A 24292-nucleotide genomic window follows, 5' to 3' on the forward strand; every position below is an offset into this window, starting at 1 on the left:
CAATGCCCTCCTCCCGTCGGCGATACCTTCGTGGCTGTGTGGCGACCCTCGGACTGGCGTCCGGTGGCTGTCTCGGTTCGAACGGGTACATAGAGACTTCACCGATTGGAACTGAGACGACACCGGAATCAGGGGCTGGGACGGCCGCCCACAAGCGGAGCGGGGAAACGGAACCGTTCGTCGCCTGGCAGCAATCACTCGGTTCACCGATCACTGCCCCGCCAATTAGTACGGGAAACGGTCTGTCCGTCGGGACTGAGTCGGGAACGGTCAAATCACTCGCAACTGCTGACGGGAGCCAACAGTGGATGTACGATGCGAGCGACCCCATCCGCGCGCAGCCGAGACGCGTCGGGAACACCGTATTCGTCGTAAGCGGGAAAGAGGGGCTGTACGAGGACCACATCGTCGTGGCACTCGACGCCGAAAGCGGTGCAAAGCAGTGGACGTTCTCGCCCGGGGAGTGGTGGCTGGAGTTGCTCGGCGCGACCGAGGAGATAGTGTACGTCGGGACCAACACCGATGCCCCGTCGAAGCAGGGACGGACGCTCTACGCGCTCGCTGTTGCCGACGGGTCGGTGCAATGGTCCGGGGAAATCGGGGACCAGTACGAGGGAGCGGTGCGCAACGGGGCGATATACGTGGCGTCGTACGGCCGGTTCTACGCGTACGACGCTGAGACCGGTGAGAAACGGTGGGCTACTGACGTTGCCGACTACTACTCTCGGACGATGGTCGCCACCGACGACATGCTCTGTTATGCCGCCGACGTGGACGAGACCCACGGAACGGTAATCGGCGTCGCCGCTGACACCGGCGAGACCGTCTGGAGACATGACGAAGGGTCCGTCGCATCGACGACGCTCCATGATGGGACGCTCTACGTCGGTGGTACACACGTCGCCGCGCTCGACCCGACGACCGGCGAGCAACAGTGGCGAGCGAAGCAGTCGGGCTCTGTCCAACAGGCCCCGGTTCAGAACGACGTCCTCTATGCAGGTGGTGACAAGATACGTGGCTACGACAGTAGCGACGGCGAACAGAGATGGACGTGGGAGCCCAACGTAGACGTTGAAGGGGTGGTGCCGGCAGCGGTCGTTTCCGACACCCTGTACGTGGACTCGTGGACGGACGGCGACCCGCGGAATCGATTCAAGTTCGCGGTCGATACGACGGCCGGAACGAAACGGTGGGCGTTCGATGTCGGGAGCAATCTGACCGATCTGTCCGTCGACGAAAATGGGGCCTATGTCGCCGCTGCCGATACCGTGTACGCGCTGGAATAGCCGAGAAAACGCCCCGCTGATGCCGTCTAAAGCAGCCCCATCTCGTCCAGCCGCTCGGGCAGGTACGTCTCAGTCACGAAGTCAAGCCCCCGAGAAGCGAGCGCCTGCTGTTCGGCCTTCTTGTTGATGTCGAGCTGGAGTTCTATCTGTTCCTCCCAGAAGTCAGTCTGGAAACGCGGGTCCTCAAGTTCACTCTCCAGGGCGTTGACGTCGGAGTCCGACAGCGGGTCCGTCGGCAGTTCGTACTCGACGATGTCCTCCGGGCGGATGCCGATGAACTGGGCCTCGGGGGTCGCCAGGTACTCCGAGAGGTGCGCACTCTTGATGGAGCCGTAGGAGACCGACCCGAAAATACGGTACGACCACGGGTCACCGTCAGTGAACACCGTGACCGGAAGGTCGAGTTCGTCGTGGAGGCGCTTGATGAGCCGCCGGGTCGCCCGCGCGGGCTGACCGCCGAGGTGGACGACCAGCGCGTCGTACTCGTCGTCGAAGCCGTTCTCGACGAGTCGGTCGCGCATGCCGCCGGTCTCCACGCAGAGGACGAACTTCGCGTCGTTGTCGAGGAACTCGATGGTGTCGGGGTTGTTCGGGATCTGGTAGCCGCCCTGTCCCACGTCGTCCTGACAGTGGATCTCGCGGTCGCCGCGGTTGGTCTGCTCGCGGAGGAGCAGCGGCCCCATCACCTTCGCACCGGACTCCTCCGGGCGCATGTGGAAGTCCTCGCGTTTGACGTCGGAGACGATTTCGAGGTCCTCGATGAGGTTGTTCGACTCGTCCTGCGTGTTGAACTGGGCCTCGTCGAGGTCCCAGGACTCCGAGAGGTAGTACAGTTCACGCAGGGTCGAGGAGCGGTCCTCCTCCAGTTGCTGGGAGAGGAAGTCGATGGTGTAGACGGCCTTCAGGATCTTTTCGGCCCCGGAGATCGTCTTGGCCGACCGCGTGGAGTTCCGGTCGCCGTACACCCAGACCTGCTCGTCCTCGTCGAAGACGATGTTCGATTTGGTCCGGGTGGGGATGGTCATCGTCGGCACCTCGCCGTCGGCGAACTGGTCGTAGAAGTCCGCCGCGAGGTCGATGAGTTGCTCGCGCGCTTCCTCGGTGTCAGGTGTGGTGTCTGAATCGGTGCTCATATCAGGCGTTCACCGTGAGTTTCTCCTCTTCGATGCCGTCGACCGAGACGGTGAACTCGGCCTCGCCGGTCACGCTGTATTCGAGGACGGCGGTTTCACCGGCCCCGACGGTCGGGGACCACTTGACGAACCACTCGCCGTCCATCTCGACGACCGTCGCGCCGTTGGTGACCTGCGGTTCGGCGGTGACGATGTCGGTCAGTTCCACGTCCGCGTTCGTGTCGTCGTTGTTCTCGATACGGACCCGGACCGTGTCGTCCTCGACCTCGCGCTCGACGAGGACGTTGTTCATGATGCGGGCCAGCGAGTCATCAATGTGTAGCTCGTCGTTGTCCGTGACTTCGGTGAGCTTTTCGGCCATCTCGGGCAGGATAGTCGCCAGCTTGTCCTGCTTCTCGCGGCGCTGTTGCATCGACCGACGCTTGTTCAGGTAGCTCTTGAGTTCGCGAGCAGCCTCCCGGATGGCGAGTTCGATTTCGTCTTCCATCTCGGGGACGTTGGCGATGGCGTCCTTGGACTCGCTGGTGAAGGGCACGTTCGTCGAGGCGACGTGGACCATGATGACGGCCGGCCCCTTCGGGATGCCCGAGCCGCCGGGCTGGTCGAGGTTGTAGTTGCGCCACCGGATGGATTTCACGACATCTGTGGTCGCACAGGCCCCGCGCTGGTACACCAGCGGCACGCGGTTGGCGAATCGCATCACGTCGACGGTCCCTTCGGCTTCCAGTTCACCGCCGTAGGCGATGCCGGCCTCGACGATGAACGGGTCGCCGCCGTGGACCGACGCGTCCCGCGTCGATGCGGCGTAGAAGTCCGCGTCGAACTCTTTCCGGAGTCCTTCCTCGACGAGTTCCGCGCTGATGGGGGAGAGACAGTCCGTCGGCGGCGCGATGATGTCCGTCTCGCGCATCGCCGACAGCAACTGACTCGCCGTATCGCGGTCGTCGGCGATATCTGAGACCTTCGGCGGCTCTTCCGGAACGCCCTCGGCGGCCGTCCAGAGCGCTTCGAGGACGTTTTCGCGGGCCGTCTCACCGAAGGTTGCGTCGTCCTGTTCCTCGGTCATGTCGGCCGCGCGGTCGATGTAGCCCCGGAGTTCATCGCGGGTCAGCCGGTGGCGGCCGTCGTCGTCGAACTTGTCGGCCAGTCGGCTCGCCAGCCCCTCGATGGCGGCGTCGTCCTTGCGTTTCGTCGTCACGTCGTCGACGAGGGCGTAGAGGTCACTCGACAAGTTGTCGCTGACGGCGTTCCAGGCCGCGTCGACGGCGTTTTCTCGAACTGTCGCGCCGAACGTCGTGTCGCCGTCCGCTTCGGCGTCTTCGGCCGCGTCGTCGACGATGGCTTCGACCTCGTGGTACGCGACCCGGTCGCGGTCGTGGATGGCGTCGGAGACGGCGGCGGCGAACGTCGCCGTGGTTTCAGCGCCCTTGTTCGCCACGGCGTCCTCGACGGCGGCCTCGATGTCTGCGTCCTCCCCGACTTTCGGCGGCTGCCAGGCCATGCCGCGGCCGTAGTGGCGGTCGTTGAAGTTCGCGATGACGCTGTCGGCCGTCTTCCCGCCGACGCGGGTGAACTCCTCCTGCATGAACCCCGACACGGAGTAGGAGTCCGTGGCTTCGAGCATCTTCAGGAGCGTCCCCAGTTCGACGCCGTGTGGGTGCGGGCGTATCTCCTCGGTCTCGTCGGGGAGTTCGGCGCGCTCGGCGCGTTCGAACTTCAGCGATTCGTCCAGCCCCGGCTCGTCGAACTCGATACGGGCGTGGGGGTTGACGACGGCCGTGTCCTGAATGTAGTCCCGCAGTGTCGAGCGGGCCCGCATATTGGCCTCCATCTCCAGTTCGATGCGCGTGCCGTGAGGTCGCTCCCAGGTCGTCGTCTCGTCGACGCTGATTTCGGGTTCGTTGGTGTCCGTGTCGACGATGAGTTCGAAGTACTGGGCCTCGTCTTGGCCCTTCGGCCGGGACGTGATTTTCGCCGGCTTGCCGGAGGTAAGCTGTGAGTAGAGCACGGCCGCAGAGATCCCGATCCCCTGCTGTCCGCGATTCTGCTCCCTGGCGTGGAAACGGGAGCCATAGAGGAGCTTCCCGAAGATTTTCGGTGCCTGTTCCTTCGTGATACCGGGGCCGTTGTCCTCGACGACCAGCTTGTAGTAGTCGCCGGACTCCTGAATCTCGACGTAGATATCGGGGAGAATACCGGCCTCCTCGCAGGCGTCGAGCGCGTTGTCGACGGCCTCTTTGACGGCCGTGACGAGCGCTCGGGCCTCCGAGTCGAAGCCCAGCATGTGCTTGTTCTTCTCGAAGAACTCGGCGATGGAGATGGCCCGCTGGGATTCGGCCAACTCCTCGGCGATCCCCTCGCCCTCGCCGAGTTGCGACTGATACGAGGTCATTGTCGTGCGGTACGTACCCGCGTCGGGGTTAAAAGGTAATCGCCACCGGAGTGAAAGTAAACCCTCCCTTTAAAATCGCAGTCCCGCGCGCGTGCGGGAGCTTTATACGTCCCCCTCTATTAGGACGGGTAAGTTCCTATGTCAGGAGAGTCTGATGAGTACGGCGCAAAGTCGATCCAGACCCTCGAAGGGCTGGAAGCCGTCCAGAAGCGACCCGCGATGTATATCGGGTCGACGGACGCTCGCGGCCTCCATCATCTCGTCTACGAGGTGGTCGACAACGCGATCGACGAGGCGCTCGCCGGCTACTGTGACAACATCGACGTAACGATTCACGACGACGGCTCCGTCTCTGTCAGCGACGATGGACGGGGCATCCCCGTCGATACCCACGAAGAGCACGGCCGCCCGGCCGTGGAGGTCGTGATGACGATTCTCCACGCCGGTGGGAAGTTCGACAACAAGTCCTACCAGGTCTCCGGTGGCCTCCACGGGGTCGGGGTGAGCGTGGTCAACGCACTCTCGAAGTGGCTCGAAGTCGAGGTCAGGCGCGACGGCGCGCTCTGGAAGCAGCGCTTCGACCACGGCAAACCGGAGTACGACCTCAAGAAGGTCCGCGACCTCGAACCCGACGAGGAGACGGGCACGACGGTCCGGTTCTGGCCGGATGACGAGATCTTCGAGACCGGCGAGTTCAAGTTCTCGACGCTGTCGTCCCGACTGCGGGAACTCGCCTTCCTCAACTCCGGTGTCGCCATCTCTATCATCGACGAGCGCGACGGCGAAACGGAGACGTTTGCCTACGACGGTGGCATCCGCGAGTTCGTCGAGTATCTGAACGAGACAAAGGACCCGCTCCACCGCGACATCATCTACTTCGAGGACGAGGAGGAAATCGCTGAGGGGCCGGTTCAGGTCGAGATTGCCATGCAGGGGACCGACGACCTGCAGGGCTCTATTCACGCCTTCGCCAACAATATCAACACGCGCGAGGGCGGGACACACCTCACAGGGTTCAAAACATCGCTCACACGGGTCGTCAACGACTACGCGACCGACAATAATCTGCTGAAAGACCTAGACGATACGCTCAAAGGCGACGACATCCGCGAAGGGCTGACGGCCGTCATTTCTGTCAAACATCCCGACCCCCAGTTCGAGGGCCAGACCAAGACGAAACTCGGCAACAGCGAGGTCCGGGGTATCGTCGAATCGGCGATGCACGACGGGCTTGCTACCTTCTTCGAGGAGAACCCCGACACGGCCGAGGCCATCGTCGGAAAGGCCGTCGAAGCCGCGAAAGCACGGAAGGCCGCACAGAAGGCAGAGGAACTCACCCGCCGGAAGTCGGCGCTCGACTCGACCGCACTGCCCGGAAAGCTGGCCGACTGCCAGACCCGGGACCCCGAGGAAGCCGAACTGTTCATCGCCGAGGGTGACTCCGCGGGCGGCAGCGCCAAACAGGGCCGCAACCCGGATTTCCAGGCCATCCTCCCCATCAAGGGGAAGATTCTGAACGTCGAGAAACACCGGCTAGACCGGATCTTGGAGAACAACGAGATACGGAACCTCATCACCGCGCTCGGGACCGGTATCGGCGACGAGTTCGATATCGACGACCTGCGTTACGAGAAGATCATTCTGATGACGGACGCGGACGTCGACGGGGCACACATCCGGACGCTCCTGTTGACGCTGTTCTACCGGCACATGAAGCCGCTGCTGGAAGCCGGCTACGTCTACGCCTCCCAGCCGCCGCTGTACCGCATTCGCTACCGCGGAAACACGTACGATGCAATGACGGATGCAGAACGCGACAAGATAATCGAAGAGAAGTGTGACGGCAACCCCACCCACGTCCAGCGGTTCAAGGGACTCGGTGAGATGAACCCCGAACAGCTCTGGGAGACGACGATGAACCCCGACAACCGGATTCTCAAACAGATAACTATCGAGGACGCCGCGGCCGCCGACAAGATGTTCAACATCCTGATGGGCGACGCCGTCGAACCGCGCAAGGAATTCATCAAGGAGAACTCGCCTGAAGCGGAGTGGGTCGACATATGAGCTCCGACGCTGACGACGCGAACGCCCCGGCAGAGCAGATCAAGCACGTCCGCATCGAGGACGAGATGGAGCAGTCCTACATCGACTACGCGATGTCGGTCATCGCGGGTCGGGCGCTCCCGGACGTTCGAGACGGTCTCAAACCCGTCCATCGGCGCATCCTCTACGCGATGCACGAGATGGGTGTCTCCTCGAACACTGCCCACCGGAAGTCCTCCTCAATTGTCGGCGACACGATGGGTGACTACCACCCGCACGGCGGCTCAGCCATTTACGACACGCTCGTCCGGATGGCACAGGACTTCTCCATGCGGTATCCGCTGATAGACGGCCAGGGGAACTTCGGCTCGATGGACGGCGACCCCGCGGCCGCCATGCGGTACACGGAGGCCCGGATGGACCCCATCGCCGAGGAACTGCTCGAAGATATCGAGAAGGACACCGTCGATTTCTCCAGTAACTACGACGACCGCCTGCAGGAACCCGACGTGCTGCCGTCGAAAGTCCCGAACCTCCTGTTGAACGGGTCCTCGGGGATTGCCGTCGGGATGTCGACAAACATCCCGCCGCACAACCTCGGCGAACTGGTCGACGCGACGGTCCAACTGCTGGAAAACCCCGACTGTACGGTCGAGGACCTGATGGAGCACATCAAGGGGCCGGACTTCCCGACCGGCGGCAACATCGTCGGCCGCGACGCCATCTACTCGGCGTACGCGACCGGCCGCGGCCGCTTGCGGGTTCGCGCCGAGTATGAGGTCGACCCCGAGGAGGGTCGCATCGTCATCAGCGAACTCCCCTACCAGGAGAACAAGGCCCGCGTCGTCGAGCGCATCGCCGACGACGTGAACGAGGGGAAAATCGAGGGCATCGCCGACCTCCGTGACGAGTCCGACCGCAACGGCGTCCGCATCGTCGTCGAACTCAAGCGCGGGGCGAACATCGACGTGGTCGAGAACCGCCTGCTCGACCACCATCTCGAATCCACCTTCGGCGTCATCAACCTCGCGCTGGTCGACGGCCAACCGAAAGTCCTCTCGCTGAAAGAGACCCTGCAGCACTACATCGACCACCGCCGCGAGGTCGTCCGCCGGCGCTCCGAGTACGACCTCGCCGAAGCCGAGGACCGCGCACACATCCTCGAAGGCCGGCTAAAAGCGCTGGAAAACGTCGAGGACGTGGTCGAACTCATCCAAAACAGCGAGGACCGCGACGCAGCCCGCACCGGGCTACAGAAGTCCTTCGAGTTCTCCGAGGAGCAGGCCGCTCACATCGTGCGGATGCAACTCGGCTCGCTCACCTCGATGGAAGCGACGGAAATCGAGGAGGAGTACGAGGACGTACAGAACACTATCGACTACCTCGAATCTGTCCTCAACAGCCGCGAGAAGCTCGACAGCGTCATCGCAGACGAACTGCAGGAAGTCAAAGACGAGTACGGCGACGACCGCCGGACGAGCATCATCGAGGACGAGGGCCAGGTCACCCACGAGGACCTCATCCCCGAGGAAGACTGCGTCGTCGTCATCACCGAGGACGACTACATCAAGCGGATGCCGGTCGAGAACTTCGATCCCCAGAACCGCGGCGGCAAGGGGATCATCGGGGCCGACCCCAAGGAGAACGACCGCGTCTCGAAGGTGTTCCGGGCCAACAGCCACGACTACCTGCTCTGTTTCACCAATCAGGGACAGGTCTACCGGCTCAAGACCTACGAGATCCCGGAAATGTCCCGAACCGCACGGGGCAAGTCCGCCATCAACCTCATCGACCTCGACGACGGCGAGGAACTGACCGCCGTCGTCTCGACCGACGAGTTCGGCGAGGACGAGTGTATCACGATGGTGACCCGGAACGGCTACGTCAAGCGGACCTGCTGTTCGGAGTTCGAGAACATCCTTTCGACCGGAATCATCGCCGCCAAGCTCGAAGACGGCGACGAACTCATCGACGTGGACGTCACCGACGGCACCGGCGACCTCGTCATCGCCACGGAGGCGGGGATGACTATCCGCTTCAGCGAGAGCGAGGTCAGCGAGATGGGTCGGTCCGCACGCGGCGTCAACGGCATCAAACTGCAGGGCGACGACAGGGTCGCGGCGATGGTCGCCACCGACGGCGACGACCGCCGCTCGCTGTTGACTGTCACGGAACACGGCTTCGGCAAGCGCACCAAACTCGACGAGTATCGGACCCAATCCCGCTACGGCAAGGGCCTCATCGACATCAAGACCGACGACCGCAACGGCCGGGTGTCGACCGCCAAGGCCGTCACTGACGAGGACCATCTGGTCATCATGTCCGAACAGGGCCAGATTATGCGTATCCGCGCCGGCGACGTGTCCCAGGTCGGTCGGAACACCAAGGGTGTGACGATTATGGGTCTCGAAGACGACGACCGTGTGGCAAGTGTGACGGTCGTGCCGGCGGAAAGCGGCGAAGAGACGGACGGCGCGGCGTCAAGCCAATAGTAGCATACTCGGCGCTTGCGCCGAGTTTCACGCGAATCGCTTCGCGATTCGCGCCTTTTTCGCCCACGTTTTTCGAGGAGCCGTCCCCGCAGCGAGCAAAGCGAGCGAGGAACGGCGACGATGAAAAAGGTGGTGGGCCAGACATACCCGTGTCGGTGTCGTACCCCGTTTATGGACTTGCCGCGGCATTTCTCACAGCACGACCGGGCGGCGCAGTTGCCGCTGGTGACCGAGGACGCGCAGGTGACGCTCGTCGAACCGATGGACCGTAACCGCAACAACGAGGTGTTGTCCGCGGTCCGGGAGCAAATCGCACCTGTTGGAGACCGGTCGTGGTTGGCGGCCGCCCGAAACGGCTCGACAATCCGGTGGTCGGCGTTGTTCGACCGTTTGCGCGATGCCGGGGCGTCGAAACGGCGGCTCGCACGAATCGAGACGCTTGCCGAGCGCTTTGACCGCCCCTACCCCTCCCTGCTGCGACTGCGTGTTAAACCCGACGTGGACCTCGATTTCGCGCCCGGCCAGTACGTGACGCTCAGGCTTCACGGCACGCCGCGGGCGTACTCGCTTGCGAACTCGCCCAGCGAGGACGAACTGGAGTTCTGCATCCGACTGGTCCCCGGCGGGAAACTGACCAGTGGGCTGTTCGAACACGTCGACGTCGGCGAGGATGTCGTCGTTCGCGGGCCGAACGGCGACATGGTACTGGACCCGCCATCGAGCCGGGATATGGTCTTTCTGGCCACCGGGACCGGCGTCGCGCCGTTCAAGAGCATGATCGACTACACGTTCGAGCAGGGGCGGGACGTGGTCGACGGCGAGCCCCGCGACATCTGGCTGTTTCTGGGCTGTGGCTGGGAGGACGACCTGCCCCACCGTGAACACTTTCGGCGACTCGACGCCGAGTACGACCACTTCCATTTCGTTCCGACGCTTACGCGCGAACCGCTGCTGACCGACTGGGACGGCGCGACCGACTACGTCCAGTCGGTGTTCGTCAACTACGTCGCAAACGACGCGCTGGAGGGTGCGGACCTGCCGGCGCGGTTCGACGCCGTTCGGGAGCAGCGCCCCAGTCCGGCGTCGACGCCCGCATCGATCCGTTGAACGTCGAACTGTACGCGTGCGGTATCAGTGCGATGGTATCGACGCTGGTCCGGGCCGCGCGAAGCGTCGGGATTCCCGAGTCCGAAATGCAGTACGAGGGGTTCGGATAGCTACAGCACGCGCTTGCCGAAGGCGCTGGCGACGAGTTCACAGCCCAGTTCGGCGGTGCGGTTGTGTTCGTCGAGAATCGGGTTCACCTCGACCATTTCCATCGAGCGCAGTTGGTCGTGGTACTCGGCGACGTACTCCATCGCGATGTGGGCCTCACGGTAGGAGACACCGCCGCGAACCGGCGTGCCGACGCCGGGGGCTTCTGTCGGGTCGAGCCAGTCGAGGTCGAGCGAGACGTGTATCCCGTCCGTCCCGTCAGTCGCGATTTCTAGTGCCTCCGCGACGACCTCCGGTGCGCCGCGGGTGTCGATATCCGACATCGTGAACGCGGTCACGTCACTCTCGTACAAACGGCGGCGCTCTCCGTCATCGACATCCCGTAAGCCGACGAGAACAACATTCTCCTCGCGCACCGCAGGGGTGTGGGCCCAGTCGTGGTCGGCAAATGCCCCGTCGCCGAGGACAGCCGCCAGCGACATCCCGTGGATGTTCCCGCTTGGCGTGGTCTCCGGCGTGTTGAAATCGCCATGTGCGTCAAACCAGATGACACCCAGTTCCTCACCATCACGGGCCGCGCCGGCAATGGTCCCGATACCGATAGAGTGGTCGCCGCCCAGCACGAGCGGGAACTGGCCGTCCATGAGCGTGGCGTCGACGGCCGTTGCCACGTCTTCGCACACTTCTTTCGTCTCTCTGAAGAACTTGGCTCGACCGGACGGGAGACCGCCCGCGTCCGGGTCGGATTCCTCCGGTCGCGGCACAGCGATGTCACCGCCGTCGATGCAGTCGATGCCGGCACTCGCCAACTGGTCGGCGAGGCCGCCGTACCGTATCGCTGACGGCCCCATGTCGACGCCGCGCCGGTCGGCGCCGAGGTCCATCGGAACGCCGAGGACGCGAACCTGTGTTTCCATACTCGTGCTTCGACGGGCCAGGACTAAATATCAGTGTTTGCCTGTTCTCCGATAACTTACGTGTAGGGCGCACAGACCAGTTCGATGCCTTCTTCGAAGCTGATCTCCGGTTCCCAGCCTGTCGCGTCGTGCATCCGCGAGAAGTCAGCGCAGGTGTCGTGGACGTACACGTCCTCGGGAATCGGGTTCTCGACGTACTCCGGTTCGATATCCGTTCCGAGTTCGTCGTTCAGCATCTCGACGACGGTGTTGAAGTCGTAGGCCTCGCCGGTCCCGAGGTTGTACACCCCGTTCAGTTCGTGTTCGGCGGCCAGGACGAGCCCGCGGACGATGTCGTCGACGTGGGTGAAATCGCGGGTCTGCTCGCCGTCGCCGTACAGCTTCGGTGCGTCGCCGCCGGCCAGGTCGTCGGCGAACTGTGCGATAACGTTGGCGTACTCGCCTTTGTGTTCCTCCGCGCCGCCGTAGCCCTGATACACCGAAAAGAAGCGCATCCCGGCCAGCGTGAGGTCGTAGTGGTTCTGGAAGTACTCCGCGTACGTCTCCCGGGCCATCTTCGAGGCCTCGTAGCCGGTGTTGACCGTCACGTCCATGTCCTCCGGCGAGGGTTCGGTCCGGCTGCCGTAGATGGAGGACGTCGAGGCGTAGACGATGGTATCACAGCCGTCGTCCCGGGCCTGCTCGACTGTGTTGACGAACCCCTCGACGTTCACGCGAGCGCCGTGGGTCGGATTGTCCTCGTGCATCGCGTAGGACGATAGGGCCGCGAGGTGGAATACCACGTCCACGTCGGTCGGCAGGTCGTCCGCAAGCACGCTCTGCTCGACGTACTCTACGTCTTCTGATACGTTCTCAGGCGTGCCAAGATAGCCGTCATCCAGGGCGACGACATCGTTGTTCTCGGCCAGTTTGTTTGCGAGGTTTGCCCCGATAAACCCCCCACCGCCAGTCACCAGAACGCGCTGATTTTCCATATCTGTGTCAGGTCAGCGCTGGAATAAAGTACTAACGTTTTCCGCGATTCTGGGACGGTTCCAGACGGTTTACCGTCGCATTTAAGGACGGCTGTACCGAACAACAGATTATGTCATCTATCGAACTGACACCCAGTCAAAAGAACATTCTGCAGGAACTGGTAAATCTCTATCGGGAAAGTGAAAGCGCTGTCAAAGGTGAAGACATCGCCGAGAAAGTCGACCGGAACCCGGGCACGATTCGCAACCAGATGCAGAGTCTCAAAGCCCTGCAGTTGGTCGAGGGCGTCCCCGGTCCCAAAGGTGGGTACAAGCCTACCGCCAACGCCTACGACGCACTCCAGATTCAGGACATGGACCAGGCCGCGGAGGTCCCGCTACGCCACAACGGCGAGCTCGTCGAACACTCGAACGTCGAGGAAATCGACCTGACTAGCGTCCACCACCCCGAGGAGTGCCGCGCGGAGATTCAGCTTCAGGGTACGATGTCCGAATTCCACGAGGGCGACTCGGTGACGGTCGGACCGACACCGCTGTCGAAGCTTCAGATTATCGGGACCCTCGAAGGGAAAGACGACACCAACAACAAACTCATCCTCGCTATCGACGATATGCGGGCACCGGCGGGCGAGCCGGAACACTAGTACGTGTCACTGGTCTTTTGAATTGTTTTCCTGCGGTCACCGGGGCCGCGACATACCGTACTTGCCACGAGTCTCGCTGGAAAATCATGCCCCCGCTGAAAGGGATTTCAAAGGGTTTGTATCAGTCGGTTGCGGAGTCTCCGGTATGACAGAGAACGTGGTCGTACTCGGTGCGGGGTACGCTGGTGCGGGGGCAATAAAGAGTTTAGAGGACGAGCTAGACGGTGTGACGGACGTCGATGTGACCTGGATTTCTGAGACGGATTACCACCTGGTCTTGCACGAGTCCCACCGCTGCATCCGGGACCCGAGCGTGCAGGAGAACATCGCCATCCCTGTCCACGAAATCAAGCAGCCGTCGACGTCATTTATTCAGGACGAGGTCGTCGGCATCGACACCGACGCCCAAGAAGTGGCCCTCGCCGACTCCGACACCGTCGAGTACGACTACTTGCTCGTTGGGCTGGGCTCCCAGACGGCCTTCTTCGGCATCGAGGGCCTCGAAGAGCACGCGCTGACGCTCAAGAGCCTCGACGATGCGCTCGACATCCACGACAACATCCAGCAGGCCGCTCGTGACGCCTCCACCAACGACCCCGCACAGGTCGTCATCGGCGGCGCTGGCCTTTCGGGCATCCAGACCGCCGGCGAAGTCGCCGAGTTCCGCGACGAACACAACGCGCCCATCGACATCAACCTCGTCGAAGGGCTCGACCAGGTCCTGCCAAACAGCGACCCCGAGCTTCAGGGTGCCCTGCGCAAGCGCCTGGAGGCCGCCGACGTGAACATCAACTGCGGGGAGTTCATCGGCGAGGTCGACGAGGAGACGGTGTACATCGGCGACGAAGACGAACTGGACTACGACGTTTTGGTCTGGACTGGCGGCATCACCGGCCGCGATTGTATGCAAGATGTCGACCTGGACAAAGACGAGCGCAACCACCGCGTCCACGCGGAAGGGAACTTCCAGACCGACGACGAGCACGTCTTCGCTATCGGCGACTCGGCGCTGATTGACCAGCCGGGCGACCAGCCCGCCCCGCCGACCGCGCAGGCCGCCTGGCAAGCCGCGGAAGTCGCCGGCGAGAACCTCGCTCGCGCCGCTCGCGGCCAGCCGCTGAAGACCTGGACCCACAAGGACAAGGGGACGGTTGTGTCGGTCGGCGAGAAAGCCGTCGCCCACGACGTGGTGAACATGCCCATCGAAACCTTCGGCGGGATGCCCGCGAAACTGCTGAAAAAGGCGATTGCCGCCCGCTGGATCAAGGACGTTACTGGCGTCGGTCGGGCCGTCAAGGCCTGGCCCGACATGTAGTACCTTTTTACTTCGTCGGGTGTCCTCACGCGCTCTTCGAGCGCGCTGCGGGCACCACTCCTCGCAAAAACCTACGCTAAAAACGACCGTCTCGCTCCCGCTGGTCGCGAGACGTGAAACCATTCGCCGGTGGCGCGCGGTATGCTATGTCACCTCACCGCACTGCTCCTGCACCACCGCTCGCTCCCGGCTAGCGGGTGTAGAGAACCCTAGCGTTCGATAGAGAGGCCGGCGTGCCACCCGTCGGCGTCGGCCTCCTCGACGGCCGCGTCCATCTCGGCGAGATAGGAGACGGCGAGGCTGGCGCATTTCGCTGCCTTGCGCTCGCCTTCGGTTCGGAACTCGCCGGTGACGCGGTTGGCGTACACCGTACAGACAGCGCCGGCCCGCAGGCCGTACAGGTTCGCGAGCGTGAGAATCGTTGCGGCCTCCATTTCGAAGTTGAGGACGCCGGCTTCCTGAAGCGCCGCGATGCGTTCGTCGCTGCCGCTGGCCTCGAAGTCCTCGAACCCCGGGCGTGACTGCCCGGCGTAGAAACTATCCGTCGAGCAGGTGACGCCGAGGTGGTAGTCGTAGCCGAGTTCCTCGGCGGCGGCGACGAGCGCCGAAACGATCCGATGGTCGGCGCTGGCGGGATAGTCCTCGCGGACGTACTCCTTGCTGGTCCCCTCCTGTCGTACTGCGCCGGTTGTGATGACGAGGTCGCCGATGCTGGCTTCCTCCTGGATTGCGCCACAGGAGCCGACCCGAATAAAGGAGTCAGCGCCGACGCGGGCCAGTTCTTCGAGTGCGATAGCGGCCGACGGACCGCCGATACCGGTCGAGGTCACGGAGATTGGCGTGCCGTCGTGAGTGCCCGTTGCTGTGCGGTACTCGCGGTGTTCGGCCACGATGTCGTGGTCGTCCCAGTAGTCGACGACCTTTTCGACACGCTCCGGGTTCCCCGGCAGCAGAACGCTGTCGGCCACGTCGTCCTCGCCTACTTCCAGATGGTACTGTACGTCGTCGTTCGGGTCTTCACTATCGCTTGTCATTTGTCGAGATGGTCGCTGGTGATTGTCGTCGGCAGAAGCTCCCCGAGCTCGTACACCGTCGGCTCGTCGCCGTCAGTGATGATTTCGAACGACTCGTCACAGAACTCGCTAAACGTCTGGCGGCACATCCCACAGGGAGTGACGCCGTCTCGCTTGCCAGAGGTGACAGCGACGCGTTCGAACGACCGGTGCCCGTCGCTGACAGCCGCACCGATGGCCACTTCCTCGGCGTGCAAGCTGTTGCTGTAGTTGGCGTTTTCGATGTTACAACCGGTGTAGACGCTTCCATCACTCGTTTCGAGCGCCGCACCGACGGTGTACTCAGAGTACGGTGCGTACGCCTCGTCGATGGCGTCTCTCGCTGCGTCGAGGAGGTCCTCCATGCACTGGGCGTCGAAGGGCCGTGTAGAAATTCTATCGGTCTCGGAAGCGGGCGGGCGTGCCTGCTTCGGGTTCAGGCGTCGGCTGCACTGACAGCGCCAACAGCGTCACGGACCGCCTGTGTGGTTTCCGCGACCAGCGCGTCGATGTCGTCGCTCTCTGCGTACACCCGAACGTACGGCTCAGTGCCGCTTGGTCGAACAAGCGTCCACGACCCGTCGTCGAAGGAGAGTCGGACGCCGTACTCCGTGGAGACGTCGGTCTCGGGGAACGTCTCGGGGAGGCTAGATTCGAGTCGGGCCATCGTCTCGGCCTTGGCGTCGTCGGGGCACTCGACGCTGACCTTCTCGTAGGGCCGCTCGGAGATGACGGCCCGCCTGTCGGCGACGCTCTCCTCGGCGAACAGGCGCGTCAGCACGGCCGCGCTGGCGACGCCGTCGATCCAGCCGCCGAAGGCGGTGTGAATGTGCTTCCAGGGTTCGGCGGCGAAGACGACTTCGGTTTCGTCGGTCGCATTCGCACGAACGTCGGCGATGCCGACGTGGAGCGAACCGAGGTGGATGCGCTCGACGCGGCCGCCGGCGGCCTCGACACGCTCGTCGATACGTCCGGAGGCGTTGGGCGTCGTCACGACCACCGGGTCCGAAACGTCCGCAGTACGCGTGTAGTGTTCGGCGAGCATCGCGAGTATCGTATCCTCGTGGATGACATCGCCGTCGGCATCAACGACGACGATACGGTCAGCGTCGCCGTCGTGGCCGAACCCGAAGTCGGCGTCGGATTCGGCGACGAACTCGCGGAAATCGGCCAGTGTCTCCGGCGTCGGCTTGCTCTCACGGCCGGGGAAGGTTCCGTCGACGTTCGCCTCCGTCGCCAGCACGTCGGCACCCAGTTCTCGGAGGACCTGCGGCGTCGCCACGCTGGCCATGCCGTTCCCGCAGTCAACGGCGACTGTCAGCCCCGACGGGTCGCCACCGAGCGACTCGGCGTAGTCGGCGACAGCGCCTCGATACTCGTCGAGGTAGTCGACCGACTCCGTGTCGCCCCAGTCGCGCCAGGCTGTCGGTGTCGAGCCGTCCTCGATTCGCCCTTCGATGCGCGTCTCGTCGTCGTCGCCGTACTCGGTGCCGTCTGCAAACAGCTTGATGCCGTTGTCGGTCGGTGGGTTGTGGCTTGCGGTAATCATCACGCCGTGGCGGCCCTGTGAGGCATACGCCAGTGCCGGCGTCGGCACGCGGCCGACTCTGACGACTCGCGCGCCGGCGCTTTGCAGTCCCGCGGCCATCGCATCAGCGAGCGCTGGCGAGGTCACACGACCGTCGTACCCCAGCACGAACGTCTCGCCGTCCTGCCCAGTCGCCTGTCCAACTCGCAGTGCAAGGTCCGGCGTCACCTTCGATACGACATCACCGCGGATGCCCGCGGTCCCGAACAGTTCCATACCGGCGATGCGGAAGCCGACCGTATAATTCTCTCGTTCGGACCTCACTTCTTCCCGATGAGGAATGTGTCGCCCTTGCCGTCGCGGACGACCCGTTCAGTCACAGCAAAGCCATGTCCCTCCAGCTGGCTCCGGATACCAGCCACGGAGTGGCCGCTGGCCTGAAGCCGGTCTTCGTGGACCTCACAGTAGACGAGGCGACACGACGGCTGGTTGAGTGTCGCCGAGAGACCATTGAGCACAGCGCCCTCCGTCCCTTCGACGTCGACTTTGATGGCAGTTGGTGCCGGCAGTTGGTTGTCGGCGATGAACTCGTCGCCGTGTCGCTTGCTAATTGTGATTGTCCCGTGCTCTTTGGCTGTCGTCACCAGCGAGTGCCCGGCTGAACCGACTTTTTCGAGCGTAATGGAGAGTTCGGCCTTACCGTCTTCATCAACCAGCGCGTGTTCGAACAGGGAGATATCGGCGCGGTTGTGCTGCATGTTCTGTCGCAAACGCTCGGCGTTGTCGGGATGTGGTTCGAACGCGATGACCGGGTTGTCGGTCACCTGCGATGCCAGACAGGCGTACAGGCCGATATTGGCCCCGATATCGTAGAACACGTCGTCGGGCCGGAGTTCCCCCAGTAGATCGGCGAGTACCGGCCGTTCGTCTATTTTCCAGAGGTCAGTAAACTCGTTGTAGGTTGGTATCAGAAACTCTGTGCTGACATCACCGACCGTGACCGCGTACGTGTCCCCGGCGAGGCGGTAAGAGAGAGACCGATAGCTGCCGTAAGCGTAATCGAGAGGTTTCCGGAATCCGAAACGAGACGCCATCTGAACGACGATATCGGAAGACATCATTGGAGAACACAATTCAGGCATGTTACGTATGCCTGTCGAATCAAGGTCGCTTGATTCGAGATATGCACACGCTCTTTTCAGACGGCGGTACCTCGGGCCACAGTTGCCCGTACCAGGGGTTCGAGCGCGCTCTTACGGAAGCCAGTCTCGGCATAAAAAACGGGTCCGATATCCGGGAAACAGCCCGTGTAACGCTTGTCGCTACAGCAGTTCGTCGAAGTCGTAGCCGTTGATGTCGACACCCTCGCTCGTGACATCAGCCAGGAAGATGCCGTTGCCGGACCCGGTGTCACGCTCGGCGGCGGCGTTAATCGAGGCGGCAGCGACTTCCTTGGCCTCTTCGTTGGTCATGTCTTCCTCGTAGCGGTCTTCGAGGGTCCCGTACGCGACGGTGAGCCCGGAGCCGGTGACAGTGTAGTCGTCCTTCATGACGCCGCCGGCCGGGTCGATGGAGTAGACGTGGTGGCCGTCGTCGTCGACGCCACCGAGGATAGGGTTGATGGCGAAGAAGGGGCCGCCCCGGGCGAAGTTGCCGGCCAGCGTCGAGAGGGCCTTCATGCTGATGTCCTCGCCGCGTCGTGCTTCGTAGAGGTTGACCTCGGCGCGAAGCGTCCGGATGAACGACTGTGCGCCGCCGACGCTCCCGACGAGGGTCAGCGCCGCCGTGGGGTGAATCTGCTCGACCTTCTGGACGTTCTTGTTCGAGACGAAGCGACCACCGAGCGAGGCGCGCATGTCAGTCGCGATGACGACGCCCTCGGACGTGCTGATGCCGATGGTGGTCGTCCCGGTCTTGTTCACCTTCTCCGAATCCTGTGCGGACTGTTCGGGGAGCTCGCCGACTTCGGGCGCGTACGGGTCGCTCTGGAACTCGTCAGCAGCCTGGGGTCCAGAAAGCTCCGGCCCCGGAGTCATATCTCGCATTACTGTGCGATACTAGTCGGGCGCTGATAAAACCTCTTTTCCTAGTGGGGCCTGACCGCCACCGTCCGGCCAGGCGGCTATCGGCTGCCCGCGTTACGCGCTCGCCTGGTCGTAGGCCTCGTTGAGTCCCGACACGGCCCGGTCCATCGGCAGTCGGAGACCGAACTGCTCCGTGAGCATCGCCACCGGCAGCAGCATGATGCCCAGCAGCAGGGTGAGTTGATACAGTGCGAACAGCGTTGCGGTGTACAGTCGAGCTACCATCTTCCTCGGTCGTTCCAGAGTGAGTCTGGTATATAAGTCTTGTCGCCGGATTTCAGTTACGGACTATCGATTGTGAAGAACTACTGGCCCGCTGTCTTGCGGTTTGCTGAAATGCCTGAGAAAACGGACGACTACCCGAACGACTCCCCGATCAGACATAATGGGAACGTGAGTCAGAGGGCTGGTTCACATAAGTTATAGAGATAGTAATGGTGACGTGCGCAACAGAAGCGAATCAAAACTATCGAATAGTCGGGCCACGAGAGCTAGTGTATGAACTACCTCGTGGCGATGGAAGCAGCCTGGCTGGTTCGTGACGTAGACGATATCGACGACGCTATCGGTGTCGCAGTGAGTGAAGCGGGGAAGCGGCTCAACGAGGCCGAGATGGACTACGTCGAGGTCGAGGTCGGCGCGACCGGCTGCCCGGCCTGTGGCGAACCGTTCGACTCGGCGTTTATCGCGGCCGACACGGCGCTTGTCGGACTGGTGCTCGAAATGGACGTGTTCAACGCCGAATCCCCCGAACACGCACAGCGGATCGCCAAAAGCGAAATCGGTGGCGCACTTCGGGACGTCCCGCTGAAAGTCGTTGAGGTGTTTGAGACCGAAGCCGACGAGGACGAAGCCGAAGCCGAAGCATAATCGCGCTCCACATGATTCGCCCGCCGCAGTAGCCGTGGGCTTTTTATATTACCTCTGGTAATTAGCGGATATGGACTTACCGACGCCACAGGATCTGCGGGAGCGCCGCAACGAACTCGGGCTAACTCAGAGCGAACTGGCGGAACGGGCTGACGTCTCTCAGCCCCTTATCGCTCGTATCGAAGGTGGCGACGTGGACCCGCGGCTGTCGACACTCCGGCGGATTGTGACCGCCCTCGAAGAGGCCGAAGGCGGTATCATCAAGGCCCGCGACCTGATGAACTCTCCCGTTGTTGGCGTCGCACCCGACGATTCCGTCCACCAGACGAAGGACCTGATGGACGAGAAAGGGTACTCGCAAGTCCCCGTCATCCGTGACGGGGCACCGCAGGGACTCATCGGGAACTCCGACATCCGCCAGCGACCCGAAGAGAACGTCGGCGACCTTCCGGTGGCTGAAGTGATGAACGAATCTATCGCGACCGTCGAGCCCGACGCACCCATCGACGAAGTCGATGCTTACCTGAACCACAATGCCGCCGTGATGGTCGTCGAGGGCGGGGAAACTATCGGTGTCATAACCGAAGCGGACATCGCGCGTACGGTCAGCTAACTCCGATTCTCAGATGCGCGAACCGCGATAGTGACTCCGTAATGCCCGTAGGAGGGGCTTAAAACCGAAAACGGTGTCAGGGGTATATGTCTATTCTCACCAATGAGAGACGTATCGACATGCCCAATCCCAGCGACCCACTGTATGCCGAACTCGAAAAGGCCCTCGAGAACGCTGAAAGCGAAGCGGCCAGATACCACATCCGGCAGGCACTCCAGATACGGATCGCGGAGGAGACCGCCGGCAAAGACATCTTGTCCGCCTGATCGGTTTCTGTCAGCTCTTCGAACCGCTCAGTCGGTGAGTTCGAGCCCGTGAATCGCGACCGCCTCGTCTCCGTCAGCTACCGTCCCAATCACGCGAGCGTCCTCGCTTTTCTCGACGATCTCGTCGGCGTCAGCTTCGGGGACTGCGGCGACGAACCCAGTACCCATATTGAACGTCCGGTGCATCTCTTCGTCGGTTACCTTGCCTTCCGCCTGAACGAACTCGAAGACGGGCTGGGCCTCGAAGGGGTCCGTGATCTCGTACCGGTGACTCCCCATCCGCGTGAGGTTCGTCCAGCCGCCGCCAGTGACGTGGGCGGCCGCGTGCGTCTCGTTGGCTCGGAGCGGCTCCAGTACCTCACTGTAAATCCGTGTCGGCGTCAACAGTTCCTCGGCGATGGTTCTGTCGGGGCTCGGTGGGAACGGGTCGGTGTACTCGTGGTCCTGCGTGACCGCCTCGCGTGCGAGCGTGAGGCCGTTGGAGTGGATGCCGGAGGAGGGCCAGCCGACGATGGCGTCGCCGGGCTCGGCCTCGCCAGGGAAGACGGCGTCTTTCGGTGCCAGTCCGGCGCAGGTGCCGGCGATGTCCAGCCCCTTGATGACGTCCGGCATCACGGCAGTTTCGCCGCCCACGAGCGCCACGCCGGCCCGCTCGGCCCCGTCCGGAGCCCCGCGCCGATGTCCTCGCTCGTCTCCTCGTCCGGCGTCTCGACTGCGAGGTAGTCGACGAACGCCACCGGCTCGACGCCGGTCGCGATGAGGTCGTTAGCGTTCATCGCGATGCAGTCGATGCCGATAGTCGAGTAGTCGTCGACGGCCTCGGCGACGAGGAGCTTGGTGCCGACCCCGTCCGTCGCGAGCGCGAGGTACTGGTCGCCGATGTCGACCAGCCCCGCGTAGTCACCCTCGAACTCGCCGGCCGCGCCGATGAGCGCCTTCGTTGCCGCCTCGCTGGCGTCGATATCCACGCCCGTCTCCGCGTAGGTCAGCCCATCCGCGTCTTCCTCGTCCGTGTCGTCGGTCTCGGGTTCACCGTCGGTCATACCCGAGAGCGTGCGTGGCGCGGGCAAAAGAGCGTCGTTCCGGCGGAGCGTTGCGCCCGCTCAGAGAACGAACAGCGCGCCGACTCCGAGCAGAATCGACGGAACCGTCACGGCGAGAAACACCGGTGTGCTCCATTCCCGGACCGTTCGGCCGTCGAGCGGACCGAACGGCAGCATGTTGAAGCCGGCGAGCAGGAGATTGATCTGCAGGCCCATCCGCGCGACCTCCCAGAGGAAGCCGCCCGTACTCGACAGGAGCGCCGCGACGAACGGCACGAGGAACACGACGGCGAGCGCGAGGTTCGTTACCGGTCCGGCGACGGCGATGAGGCCGTGTTGCTTCGCCGTGAGACGGCCACGATGAACGACCGCGCCCGGCGCGGCGAACAGGAAGCCGACGAGGCCGCCCAGGACTGCGAACCCGAGCATCCGGTAGTCGGCCTTGAACGCGGCGATCTGACCGAAGCGGACGGCGACGACCTTGTGGGCCAGTTCGTGCAACAGGAAGCCGACGCCGACGGTCAGCAGGCTGACGGCGAACGTGCTGGCGATTTCGGCCGTCGACAGCCCGCCGAACTGGCCGAAGACGATGCGGCGGAACTCTCGTTCGAGGAAGAACGTAAACGCCAGTCCGAGCGCGAGCCAGGCGACGAGGAGGTCCCGGAGTTCGCGCTGGCTGAAACTGAGGCCGCCGACGGTCCGGCCTCCAGCGGTTCGCTGTCGTCGACCCACCATCAGAGGACCCCCAGAAGTATCTGCGTTCCTTCATTGACGCCCTGCCAGAGCAGGCGCGAGACGCCCTGCATCCCGCCGATGTCCGACGAGATGTACGGGATCAACACTGGGAAGACGACGTATGAGGCGATTGCGCTGCCGACGTTCGTCAGCGCGACGACGAGGATCAGCCGGAACAGCGGCACGCCGCGCATCCGGCTGACGAGGTCCATGACCGGCGACTCCTGGTCGTTGAGTATCTCGTTGAGCGTCGCGATATCGCTGATGTTGACGGAGATGTACCGCAGTTCGACGTAGCCCGCGAACCAGCCGGCGGCAAGCAGCGGAAACAGGCTCGTCAGCCAGCCGAACGCGCCGGCGGCGGCCGCACTCGACCAGTGTGCGCCGGCCACCTTCGCCAGTCCGCCGGCCAGTACGGCGTTGACGGCGACCAGCGCGACGAACAGCTCTAGCAGCACCGCCTGGCTCGCGCCACCGAGGATGAGCAGGCCGAAGAAGACGAGGAAGACGACGCCGAAGCCGTAGCCGACGAGCTTGTACAGTGAAAAGCGACGACCGCCTTCGGTTCCAGTGAGCGACTCCATCGGTGGGAGCGTCTCCGGGTCGTCGAGATAGCCCTGAATCCCCTCGCGGTGGCCGGCTCCGACAACGGCGAGGACGTGATAACCGGCCTCACGGAGGGCGATGAGCCGATGGGCGATGAACGCGTCGCGTTCGTCGATGAGCGCCTCCGCGCCGCCGGGGGAGAACTGACGGAACTCCTCCATCATCGCGCTGACGACATCAGTGTCGGTCAGTTTCTCCATGTCGAACTCCTCGACGTCGGCCTCACCGCGGAACCGGACCAACAGGGCGGCGATGGGAATCCCGATGCCGGCCGCGACGACACAGATGAGCAACAACGTGTCGAGCAGGCCCTCGGCCGTCCCGCCAAGACCACCCGGCAAAACCGAAAGGGCACCGCTCGGAACGATGAACGGGCCACCGAAGGCCCCGGCGACGACCGCAAACAGCCCGCCGAAGACGGCACCGATGGTCAGCCCGACGGTCAACGGCGGCCCCATCTCGGCTGCGAGGCTGCCGACGAGCTTGAGTTTCTCGACGGCCGTCAGCCGCGCCCAGAACCGCTGGACGGTCGTCTGAATGTCTCGGTCGACGAGTGCGACGCCCAGACCGAGCCGTTCGGCGGTGTCGATACCCGCCTTCATGTCCGCACCCGGCTCGATGTCGAACCGGTCGCCCAGTCTGGTCTGGATGTACGACAGCATCCAGTACGCGAGGAACTGAAAAACGGTGTTCCCGCGAAGAAGATCGCTCGCATCGAGGTCGTCAGGCGTTTCGCCCTTGATCTGGCGATACCGGCCCTCGTCGAGTTCGACGGCGACGATATCGGGCTCGGATTCTTCGATCGCTGATTCCACTTCCGCGACGCTGTGCTCGGAGACGTGGGCGGTTCCGACGACATCGACGCGTCCCGCTCCTGACGGGTCCGGGAACTCGTCTGCCGCCGACTCCGCGTGTTCGGTCATCACCCGCGTTACACATTCGTTTCCTTTACCCTTGTCGGGTCCGGGTGACTGCCGAGAAACGGCGGTCGAAATCATGTTTGCGGCATTGTATGTTCCCGTTACGCGGCGAAGCTATTACCGACTCTCGTGTTAATACAGCCACAGATGCCGTGGTAACT

Annotated in this window: 21 protein-coding genes and 1 pseudogene; 9 read left to right on the plus strand and 13 right to left on the minus strand. The window is 63.2% G+C overall.

What is annotated here, in order from left to right; genetic code table 11:
- The first annotated feature begins 2 nt into the window (after nucleotides 1–2).
- The gene (locus tag SG26_RS13650) at nucleotides 3–1286 is read left to right on the plus strand and encodes a PQQ-binding-like beta-propeller repeat protein (RefSeq protein ID WP_225308111.1); all 1284 of its coding nucleotides are present in this window, start codon (nucleotides 3–5) and stop codon (nucleotides 1284–1286) included.
- Nucleotides 1287–1312: 26 nt separating this feature from the next.
- On the opposite strand, the gene SG26_RS13655 is transcribed toward SG26_RS13650, so the two are convergent.
- Nucleotides 1313–2419 (minus strand): DNA topoisomerase IV subunit A, encoded by a 1107-nt coding sequence (locus SG26_RS13655; protein ID WP_008309777.1) that lies wholly within the window; start codon nucleotides 2417–2419, stop codon nucleotides 1313–1315.
- Nucleotide 2420: 1 nt separating this feature from the next.
- Nucleotides 2421–4811, minus strand: a complete 2391-nt coding sequence (locus SG26_RS13660) for a DNA topoisomerase VI subunit B (protein WP_050037845.1) — start codon at nucleotides 4809–4811, stop codon at nucleotides 2421–2423.
- 138 nt (nucleotides 4812–4949) lie between these two features.
- On the opposite strand from SG26_RS13660, the gene gyrB reads away from it, so the two are divergent.
- The 3 genes from gyrB to SG26_RS13675 all read left to right on the plus strand — a co-directional run bounded on the left by gyrB (nucleotide 4950) and on the right by SG26_RS13675 (nucleotide 10456).
- On the plus strand, nucleotides 4950–6878 hold the full coding sequence (gene gyrB / locus SG26_RS13665) for a DNA topoisomerase (ATP-hydrolyzing) subunit B (protein ID WP_014040064.1): 1929 nt from the start codon (nucleotides 4950–4952) through the stop codon (nucleotides 6876–6878).
- Nucleotides 6875–9349, plus strand: coding sequence for a DNA gyrase subunit A (gyrA, locus tag SG26_RS13670; protein ID WP_050037846.1), 2475 nt, complete (start codon nucleotides 6875–6877; stop codon nucleotides 9347–9349). The genes gyrB and gyrA overlap by 4 nt, the downstream gene beginning before the upstream one ends.
- A gap of 171 nt (nucleotides 9350–9520) precedes the next feature.
- Nucleotides 9521–10456: an FAD-binding oxidoreductase gene (locus SG26_RS13675; RefSeq protein WP_255355525.1), complete on the plus strand. Its 936-nt coding sequence runs from the start codon at nucleotides 9521–9523 to the stop codon at nucleotides 10454–10456.
- Between the two features lie 110 nt (nucleotides 10457–10566).
- On the opposite strand, the gene rocF is transcribed toward SG26_RS13675, so the two are convergent.
- Nucleotides 10567–11481 (minus strand): arginase, encoded by a 915-nt coding sequence (gene rocF, locus SG26_RS13680; protein ID WP_050037847.1) that lies wholly within the window; start codon nucleotides 11479–11481, stop codon nucleotides 10567–10569.
- 56 nt (nucleotides 11482–11537) lie between these two features.
- Nucleotides 11538–12455 carry an NAD-dependent epimerase/dehydratase family protein gene (locus tag SG26_RS13685; RefSeq protein WP_050037848.1) on the minus strand — a complete coding sequence of 306 codons (918 nt, stop codon included), beginning with the start codon at nucleotides 12453–12455 and terminating at the stop codon, nucleotides 11538–11540.
- A gap of 110 nt (nucleotides 12456–12565) precedes the next feature.
- Here SG26_RS13685 and SG26_RS13690 point away from each other — a divergent pair, with 110 nt between their 5' ends.
- A complete protein-coding gene (locus SG26_RS13690; RefSeq protein ID WP_004515710.1) occupies nucleotides 12566–13099 on the plus strand; it encodes an Rrf2 family transcriptional regulator in 534 nt (177 codons plus the stop codon).
- Nucleotides 13100–13244: 145 nt separating this feature from the next.
- Nucleotides 13245–14414 (plus strand): NAD(P)/FAD-dependent oxidoreductase, encoded by a 1170-nt coding sequence (locus tag SG26_RS13695; protein ID WP_050037849.1) that lies wholly within the window; start codon nucleotides 13245–13247, stop codon nucleotides 14412–14414.
- Nucleotides 14415–14623: 209 nt separating this feature from the next.
- Here SG26_RS13695 and SG26_RS13700 read toward each other — a convergent pair whose 3' ends face one another.
- The 6 genes from SG26_RS13700 to SG26_RS21680 all read right to left on the minus strand — a co-directional run bounded on the left by SG26_RS13700 (nucleotide 14624) and on the right by SG26_RS21680 (nucleotide 19303).
- Nucleotides 14624–15448 carry a nucleoside phosphorylase gene (locus SG26_RS13700; RefSeq protein WP_050037850.1) on the minus strand — a complete coding sequence of 275 codons (825 nt, stop codon included), beginning with the start codon at nucleotides 15446–15448 and terminating at the stop codon, nucleotides 14624–14626.
- On the minus strand, nucleotides 15445–15831 hold the full coding sequence (cdd, locus tag SG26_RS13705; RefSeq protein WP_004962275.1) for a cytidine deaminase: 387 nt from the start codon (nucleotides 15829–15831) through the stop codon (nucleotides 15445–15447). Before cdd ends, SG26_RS13700 begins: the two co-directional genes overlap by 4 nt.
- 71 nt (nucleotides 15832–15902) lie before the next feature.
- Nucleotides 15903–17270 carry a phosphopentomutase/phosphoglucosamine mutase gene (locus tag SG26_RS13710; protein ID WP_050037851.1) on the minus strand — a complete coding sequence of 456 codons (1368 nt, stop codon included), beginning with the start codon at nucleotides 17268–17270 and terminating at the stop codon, nucleotides 15903–15905.
- 44 nt (nucleotides 17271–17314) lie between these two features.
- The gene (locus SG26_RS13715; protein WP_050037852.1) at nucleotides 17315–18115 is read right to left on the minus strand and encodes an FkbM family methyltransferase; all 801 of its coding nucleotides are present in this window, start codon (nucleotides 18113–18115) and stop codon (nucleotides 17315–17317) included.
- Nucleotides 18116–18316: 201 nt separating this feature from the next.
- Nucleotides 18317–19030, minus strand: coding sequence for an archaeal proteasome endopeptidase complex subunit beta (psmB, locus tag SG26_RS13720; protein WP_369802651.1), 714 nt, complete (start codon nucleotides 19028–19030; stop codon nucleotides 18317–18319).
- A gap of 102 nt (nucleotides 19031–19132) precedes the next feature.
- Entirely contained in the window at nucleotides 19133–19303 is a 171-nt protein-coding gene (locus SG26_RS21680) for a hypothetical protein (RefSeq protein WP_004593118.1), read from the minus strand.
- Between the two features lie 273 nt (nucleotides 19304–19576).
- Between SG26_RS21680 and SG26_RS13725 the strand changes: the two genes are divergently transcribed.
- From SG26_RS13725 to SG26_RS13735, 3 genes are all read left to right on the plus strand, one after another.
- Nucleotides 19577–19948 (plus strand): DUF555 domain-containing protein, encoded by a 372-nt coding sequence (locus SG26_RS13725; protein ID WP_004515717.1) that lies wholly within the window; start codon nucleotides 19577–19579, stop codon nucleotides 19946–19948.
- 70 nt (nucleotides 19949–20018) lie between these two features.
- Entirely contained in the window at nucleotides 20019–20561 is a 543-nt protein-coding gene (locus SG26_RS13730) for a CBS domain-containing protein (RefSeq protein ID WP_004515718.1), read from the plus strand.
- A gap of 86 nt (nucleotides 20562–20647) precedes the next feature.
- Complete coding sequence (locus tag SG26_RS13735; protein WP_014040074.1) at nucleotides 20648–20827, plus strand: hypothetical protein; 180 nt, start codon at nucleotides 20648–20650, stop codon at nucleotides 20825–20827.
- Nucleotides 20828–20854: 27 nt separating this feature from the next.
- Here SG26_RS13735 and purM read toward each other — a convergent pair.
- The 3 genes and pseudogenes from purM to SG26_RS13750 form a co-directional block, all read right to left on the minus strand.
- Nucleotides 20855–21870, minus strand: a pseudogene (purM, locus tag SG26_RS13740) (phosphoribosylformylglycinamidine cyclo-ligase).
- Nucleotides 21871–21930: 60 nt separating this feature from the next.
- The gene (locus SG26_RS13745) at nucleotides 21931–22605 is read right to left on the minus strand and encodes a site-2 protease family protein (RefSeq protein ID WP_050037854.1); all 675 of its coding nucleotides are present in this window, start codon (nucleotides 22603–22605) and stop codon (nucleotides 21931–21933) included.
- Nucleotides 22605–24134, minus strand: coding sequence for a TraB/GumN family protein (locus tag SG26_RS13750; protein ID WP_050037855.1), 1530 nt, complete (start codon nucleotides 24132–24134; stop codon nucleotides 22605–22607). Before SG26_RS13750 ends, SG26_RS13745 begins: the two co-directional genes overlap by 1 nt.
- Between the last annotated feature and the right edge of the window lie 158 nt (nucleotides 24135–24292).

Origin of the sequence: Haloarcula sp. CBA1115, assembly GCF_000827835.1 — an archaeon.
GTDB lineage: Archaea > Halobacteriota > Halobacteria > Halobacteriales > Haloarculaceae > Haloarcula > Haloarcula hispanica.